The sequence below is a fragment of the Gemmobacter sp. genome (assembly GCF_016792925.1).
Classification (GTDB): Bacteria; Pseudomonadota; Alphaproteobacteria; order Rhodobacterales; family Rhodobacteraceae; genus Gemmobacter.
On the sequence record NZ_JAEULU010000194.1, the window covers coordinates 25283 to 31413 of the forward strand.

The following is a 6131-nucleotide window of genomic DNA, read 5'->3' on the forward strand; positions in this document are numbered from 1 at the left end:
GAGGGTCTGGCCTGCGCCCGACATTTCATGCCGCTCTCGGGCTGCCGATGCTGCCAAGGGGGCGCTCGCGCCCCCTCGGGCCTGCGGCCCTCACCCCCTGAGGATATTTAGGAACAGAAAATGAAAGGAGAGGCGTCGCCGTTCCTCCATTTTCTGTTCCTAAATATCCTCGGGGGTTGTCCATTGTGCTCGCCATTGGTTCGAGAACCCATGGACGACGGGGCAGACAGCCCCCGCTGCCCGGGCAGGCTCAGCGCAGCGGCAGGGTCATGTCGCGATGCGGGATGCCCGCATCGTCATAGGCCGGGCCATGGGCGGTGAAGCCCAGTTTCTCGTAGAACCCGAGTGCGGGTTCCTGCGCCGAGAGGTAAACCGTGTCAAAGGCCGGGTCTGCGGCGAAATGCGCAATGCCCGCCCGGATCAGGGCCGCGCCGAGGCCGGTGCCGCGCGCCTCGGCCAGCACGCAGACCCGACCGATCTTGCCCGTGGCGCCTTTGCGCAGCAGCCGGGCCGTGCCGAGGGGCTGGCCGTCTTGCAGCGCCAGCAGATGCAGGGCCTCGCCATCCAGATCGTCGATCTCCTCGGCCTCGGCGATGCCTTGCTCCTCGATGAACACCGCGCGGCGAAGGGCGAGGCAGGCGGCGATGTCTGCGGTCGGGGCGATGGTCCAGCTCATGCGAAGTAATCGGTCAGGATGCGGGTATAGATCGCCTTCAACTGGTGAATCTGCGCCACCTCCACCCGCTCATCCACCTGGTGCATGGTCTTGCCGACCAGCCCGAATTCCACCACCGGGCAGTGGTTCTTCACAAAGCGCGCATCCGAGGTACCGCCGGAGGTGGAGGCTTCGGGCACCCGGCCCGTCTCGGCCTCCACCGCGCGGGCGATCATCGCCGACCAGTCGCCGGGCGGCGTCAGGAAGCTTTCGCCCGAGATCTGCACCCGCATCCCGATCTTCACGCCCGTCGCCGCCGCCACTGCCTGCGCATGGTCGCGCAGCCAATCGGTGAGGCTCGCGCCAGAATGGGCATCGTTGAAGCGGATGTTCACCGTGGCCGTGCCCCGCGCCGGGATCACGTTATTGGCAGGATTTCCACAATCAATGGTGGTGATTGCCAGGGTCGAGGCATCGAAATGTTCGGTTCCGGCATCGAGCGGCTGTGCCTCCAGCCGCGCGAGCAGGGCGACCAGCGCGCTCATCGGGTTCTTGGCGCGATGCGGATAGGCGCTGTGGCCCTGCACGCCTTCGGCGGTGAACCAGCAGGTCATCGAGCCGCGCCGCCCGATCTTCATCATCTCGCCCATCTCATTGGGGCAGGTGGGTTCGCCCACAAGGCAATGGGTCATCCGCTCGCCTTCGGCGGCCATCCAGTCCAGCAGGGCGACGGTGCCATGCTCGGCATCGCCCTCCTCATCGCCGGTGATGGCGAGGATCACCGCGCCATCCGGTGGGGTCTGCCGCACGAAATCCACCGCCGCCGCCGCAAAGGCCGCAACGCCCGACTTCATATCGGTCGCGCCGCGCCCCCAAAGCACCCCATCCACCACGTCGCCGCCGAAGGGGTCATGCGTCCAGGCGCCCGCATCGCCCACTGGCACGACATCGGTATGGCCGTTGAACCCCAGGCTGCGATTGGCCCCCTTGGCGCCCCAGCGGGCGTAAAGGTTCGACACCCCGCCGCGATCGACGCGGGTGCAGGCAAAGCCCGCCTCGGCCAGCAGCCGCTCCAGCAGCACCAACGCCCCGCCCTCGACGGGGGTGACGGAGGGGCAGCGGATCAGCGCGGCGGTCAGGTCTACAGGATCGACGGGATGCGGCATGGCGGGCTCCTTCAGGCTTGCCCTAGGGATAGACCGCGCGCCCAGTACCTTCAACGGGCACCTTCAACGGGGGCCTTCAAGCCGCGCCGTTTTCCGCATGGTCAGGGGGGGACAAGCCTGTTAACCTTTGGTTAACGCGGCCTCGGCAAGGGCTGCGAGACGAGGGGCAAAGGGCATGGGCACGGCCGCAGAGGGGGCGCGGGGCTTGGCCGGCCGGGGCCTGCTGCGCCCCGGCGGATGGCTGGCCCTGTCCGATCAGTCCGGCCCGGTGCAACTGCCGCCGGAGGCAGGGGCGCAGGGTCTGGCGCAGGGTCTGACGCAAGGGCTGACGCAGGGCGCGCTGATCTGCGAGCTGGCGCTGCCCCTGCCCGAGCCGGGGGTCGTGCTGGATCTGCGCCGCGAAAACCTCGCCTTTTCCGTGTTTTACGATCAGGGTGCCGGGGTGCGTGTGATCTTTCGTGCCGGGCCTGCACTGCTGCGCGCAAGCCTGCCGGGGCCATTGCCCGCTGCGGCGCGGGTGGCGCGCCTCACCTTTGCCTGGTCGGCGGTGCGCGGCGACTGGAGCCTGCGCCATGAATGCCCCGGCCAACCCGGCGCGCTGGAGATCACGGGGCCGCAGCCGGAGGGCCGGGCCTTGGCGCTGAGCCAGGCGGATCTGGACGCCATGTGCCGGGCCGGGGCGGGCAGTCTGCGCCATCCCGGCCTGCTGTGGTTTGGCGTGACGGCGGGCGACGCGCTGCCCGCCCATGCGCCCTGGCTGGGCCAGCGCACGGCGATTGCGACGCCGACGGGCTTTCGCCCCGCGGGCGTGCTGGCGCCGGGCGATATGGTCATGACGGCAGAGGGGCGGGCGGTGGCGCTGGCCTCGGTCCGGCGGCTGGAGCTGCCAAGCCGGGGCCATCACGCCCCCGTCCTGCTGCGCGCGCCCTATTTCAGCCCGCGCCGCGATGTGCTGGTCAGTGCCGATCAGCCGGTGCTGCTGCGCGGCGGCGAGGTGGAGTATCTGTTTGATACGGAAGAGGTTCTGGTGGCCGCCCGCCATATTGCCGATGGGCGCGCGGCGCTGTTCGATGCGCGCCGCCCGGTCAGCCATACGGTCTCTCTTGATATTGGCGCGCCCGATCTGATCGCGGGCGATGGCATCGCCTTTCTGTCGGCGCGCCATGACGGCGCGCCGGTCAGCCCGCCGCGCCAGATGCTGCACAGCTATGAGGCGGTGCCGCTTTTACTGTTGCTGGGCCGCGCGGGCGGCGGGCAACTGCGTTGATTTTCAATCGAAAAACGGCGTCATCTGCGCCACGATGACCGAGTTTTCGTCCAGCGCGCGCTGCATCAGTTCGCGCTCCTCGGCGTCGATCTCGTCGCCTGCGGCCTCGCGTTCTTCCAGCGCGCCATAGCCCGAGACGTCCAGCGGCGCGAGATCGGCCTGCTTGAGGATCGCCACGGTCTCGCGCACGGCTTCGGCCTCATCCACGCCGCTGGCATAGATCATCAGCGCGGCGCCGGTGGCCTTGTCGGGCAGGCCGTCGCCGTCCTTGCGGCCCACCTCGACCACCAGCGTATAGACTTGCTGGGGACGTTTGGCCTTGGGGGCCTTGACATCATGGCCCTCGGTGCCGGGTTCGAGATCGTCGCTGGCCATGGTTTTCCCCTGTGAATGCTGTGCCTGCTATGCCGCAAGCCGGGGAAAGCGGCAAGACGCTTTGCGGGGGCCCGGGTCAGGGCATTTCGGGGGCGACGGGATCGGAGCGGCGGCAGGCGGGGCAGGGGCCGGGCTGCGCAAGCGGGCCGCCGCACCAGCCGCAGATGGCGGCATCACCGGGGGTTGCGGTGGTATGGGGGCTGACCTCGCAGGGCGGTTCGATCCGCAAGCCGGGGCGCGGGGTCTCGGCGCGGAAGACCGACAGATGGCCCATCGGCTCCAGATAGGCGGCGCGCACCTCGCCCAGATTGCGGATGCCTTCCAGCCGCAGGAAGGCCGCAAGCTCGGTCGGCCCCATGTCGCGCGCCGCCAGCCCTTGTGGCAGCAGCGCGCCATCCCGCAAGACCTGGACCGGCTGACCATCCAACAGCCGCTTGGCATGGCGGAAATGCTGCGACAGCGCATCCAGCGCCTTCGTCAGGGTGACGATGAAAGTGACCACGGCGAGGGCGTGGAGCAGGGGCACCTCGGGGTAGAACAGGCTGTCGCCGACGGCCGAACCCAGGGCGATCACCAGCAGAAACTCCACCAGTGACAGCTGGGCGACGCTGCGCCCGCCGATCAGGCGCAGCATTCCGAGCGTGTAAAGGTAGATGACCAGCACCCGAAACAGGATTTCGGCCAGAAACAGCGGCGGGGCTTCGCCGATCAGCAGGCGCTGCCAGTCAAAGGGGGTAATGTCCATCTTGCACCTCGGGTTGTGGAGGTGCAACGCCAAGCTGTTGATTTGGTTCCGTTAAAAACCAAGCCGGGCCAAGGCCGTCTCCAGCGCCGCGCGTTCGGTGAAGCGCAGGCGGACGGGCAGGGTGAGAACCTTGGGCCGGAAGGCGGCGGGCAGGCGCACCGCGTCTTTCTCGGTGGTGACAAGCTGCGCCTGCCGCATCTGCGCCTCGGCCTCCAGCCGGGTAAGCAGGGCGGGAGTCAGCGGCTGGTGGTCATCCAGCGCGACGCTGCGCACCAGATCGGCGCCCAGATCGCGTAACGTGTTGAAAAAGCGGGACGGATCGCCAATGCCCGCAAAGGCCAGCAGGCGTTCGCCCTGCCAGTCCATGCCCATGGGCAAAGGCTCCAGCCGGGCGCGGGCCTGCGGGATGGGGCAGGAAAAGCGTTGATCCAGAAGGGCTTGCGCCGCATCGGAGCCGATCGACAGCAGCAGGTCGGCGCGGGCCAGCCCGGTGGGGACAGGCTCGCGCAGCGGGCCTGCGGGCAGGCACAGCCCATTGCCGAAACCGCGCGCGGCATCGACGGTGATAATGCTCAGGTCTTTGATAACGCTGGGGTTTTGGAAGCCGTCATCCAGCAGGATCACCTGCGCGCCCGCAGCCTCGGCGGCCTTCACCCCCGCCGCGCGGTCTTTCGCCACCCATGTGGGGGCGAAGGCGGCGAGCAGCAGCGGCTCGTCGCCGACCTCGGCGGCCAGATGGCGGGGCATGACTTGCACCGGGCCTTGCAGGCTGCCGCCATGGCCACGGGTCACGACATGGACACTTAGCCCCTGTTTCGACCCCGAAAGGGTAACGGGAGATACCGTTTGCCCCGGTCCGGCACCCGAAAGGGTAACGGGAGATACGCTTTGCAGCCGTTCGATCAGCGCGATGGCGGTGGGGGTCTTGCCAGTGCCGCCAACGGTCAGATTGCCGATGCAGATGACCGGCACCGAGGCGCGGTAACCGGGCTGCGCCACCCGCCGCGCGGTGGCGCGGGCATAGAGCGCGCCGAGGGGCGCGAGCAGCCGGGCGGTCAGGCTCGGGCGCGGCTGATACCAGAAGGCGGGGGCCTGCATGTCAGTCTTCTCCCATCATCTGCCGGAGGAGGAGGTGGGCGCGGGCGGTGACCTCGACCCCTTCGGAGGCGACGGTCCAGGCCGCTTGCGCCAGTTTGGCGGCGCGGTCGGGGGAGAGGAGTTCGCCCAGGGCCTCGGCCAGATCGGCACCGGTGGCGACCGAGCGCGTGGCGCGGGCGGCGCCCAGCCGGCCCAGCACGCTGCCGAAGGTGCCGGGGCGCGGCCCGTGGATCACCGAGGCGCCGAGGGCTGCGGCCTGCATCGGATCGGCCAGACAGCCGGTGCCCGCCAGCGAACCGCCGAGGAAGGCGATGGGGGCGAGGCGATACCACAGGCCCAGCTCGGTCGTGTCGGCGATCAGCAGCTGCGTTTCGGGTTCGGGGTCCTGATCCTCCTGCCGCAAGGCGACGCGCCAGCCCTCTTCGCGTTCCAGCTGGCGGGCGAGGGCAGGGCCGCGATGCGGGTTTTCGGGCAGCAGGATCAGCAGCAGGCGATGGGCGAGGCCGAGGGCGGCGCGATGCGCCTCGATCACGGCGGGCTCTTCGGCTTGCGGCACCTGCACGGCGGCCCAGACCGGGCGGGTGTTCATCAGATGCGCCAGCGCGGCGCGTTCGGCCTCATTGCCGGGCAGCACGGCGGAGGGTTGCTCCATCCGGCCGGTGAGGGCGAGGCCGGGGGCGCCCGCCTTGCGCAGCGCCTTCAGCGCCGGTTCATCCAGTGCCAGCACGGCCTGCATCGGGGCGAGGCTGGCGCGGATCAGGCCGGGAAACCAGCCCTCGCGGCCTTCGGGCAGGTGGGGGGCGCGGGCCTCGACCATGGCCATGG

General features: G+C 69.5%; 7 protein-coding genes. 1 reads left to right on the top strand and 6 read right to left on the bottom strand.

The window, feature by feature from the left end; translation table 11 throughout:
• Positions 1–250: 250 nt before the first annotated feature.
• Both JNN06_RS09125 and dapE read right to left on the bottom strand, forming a co-directional pair.
• Complete coding sequence (locus tag JNN06_RS09125) at positions 251–676, bottom strand: GNAT family N-acetyltransferase (protein ID WP_291239276.1); 426 nt, start codon at positions 674–676, stop codon at positions 251–253.
• On the bottom strand, positions 673–1821 hold the full coding sequence (dapE, locus tag JNN06_RS09130) for a succinyl-diaminopimelate desuccinylase (RefSeq protein ID WP_291239277.1): 1149 nt from the start codon (positions 1819–1821) through the stop codon (positions 673–675). Before dapE ends, JNN06_RS09125 begins: the two co-directional genes overlap by 4 nt.
• A gap of 175 nt (positions 1822–1996) precedes the next feature.
• Here dapE and JNN06_RS09135 point away from each other — a divergent pair, with 175 nt between their 5' ends.
• Positions 1997–3088 carry a Hint domain-containing protein gene (locus JNN06_RS09135; RefSeq protein WP_291239278.1) on the top strand — a complete coding sequence of 364 codons (1092 nt, stop codon included), beginning with the start codon at positions 1997–1999 and terminating at the stop codon, positions 3086–3088.
• A gap of 3 nt (positions 3089–3091) precedes the next feature.
• On the opposite strand, the gene JNN06_RS09140 is transcribed toward JNN06_RS09135, so the two are convergent.
• The 4 genes from JNN06_RS09140 to JNN06_RS09155 form a co-directional block, all read right to left on the bottom strand.
• Positions 3092–3463, bottom strand: a complete 372-nt coding sequence (locus JNN06_RS09140) for a hypothetical protein (protein WP_291239279.1) — start codon at positions 3461–3463, stop codon at positions 3092–3094.
• A gap of 76 nt (positions 3464–3539) precedes the next feature.
• The gene (locus JNN06_RS09145) at positions 3540–4208 is read right to left on the bottom strand and encodes a YetF domain-containing protein (RefSeq protein WP_291239280.1); all 669 of its coding nucleotides are present in this window, start codon (positions 4206–4208) and stop codon (positions 3540–3542) included.
• A 51-nt stretch (positions 4209–4259) separates the two neighbouring features.
• Complete coding sequence (gene lpxK, locus JNN06_RS09150) at positions 4260–5306, bottom strand: tetraacyldisaccharide 4'-kinase (RefSeq protein ID WP_291239281.1); 1047 nt, start codon at positions 5304–5306, stop codon at positions 4260–4262.
• A 1-nt stretch (position 5307) separates the two neighbouring features.
• On the bottom strand, positions 5308–6131 hold an 824-nt coding region (locus JNN06_RS09155), incomplete at its 5' end, for a 3-deoxy-D-manno-octulosonic acid transferase (RefSeq protein WP_291239282.1).

Coding starts and splice junctions, on each gene's coding strand:
- lpxK (WP_291239281.1), bottom strand. CDS start 5,306: ATGCAGGCCCCCGCCTTCTGGTATCAGCCGCGCCCGAGCCTGACCGCC.
- JNN06_RS09140 (WP_291239279.1), bottom strand. CDS start 3,463: ATGGCCAGCGACGATCTCGAACCCGGCACCGAGGGCCATGATGTCAAG.
- dapE (WP_291239277.1), bottom strand. CDS start 1,821: ATGCCGCATCCCGTCGATCCTGTAGACCTGACCGCCGCGCTGATCCGC.
- JNN06_RS09145 (WP_291239280.1), bottom strand. CDS start 4,208: ATGGACATTACCCCCTTTGACTGGCAGCGCCTGCTGATCGGCGAAGCC.
- JNN06_RS09125 (WP_291239276.1), bottom strand. CDS start 676: ATGAGCTGGACCATCGCCCCGACCGCAGACATCGCCGCCTGCCTCGCC.
- JNN06_RS09135 (WP_291239278.1), top strand. CDS start 1,997: ATGGGCACGGCCGCAGAGGGGGCGCGGGGCTTGGCCGGCCGGGGCCTG.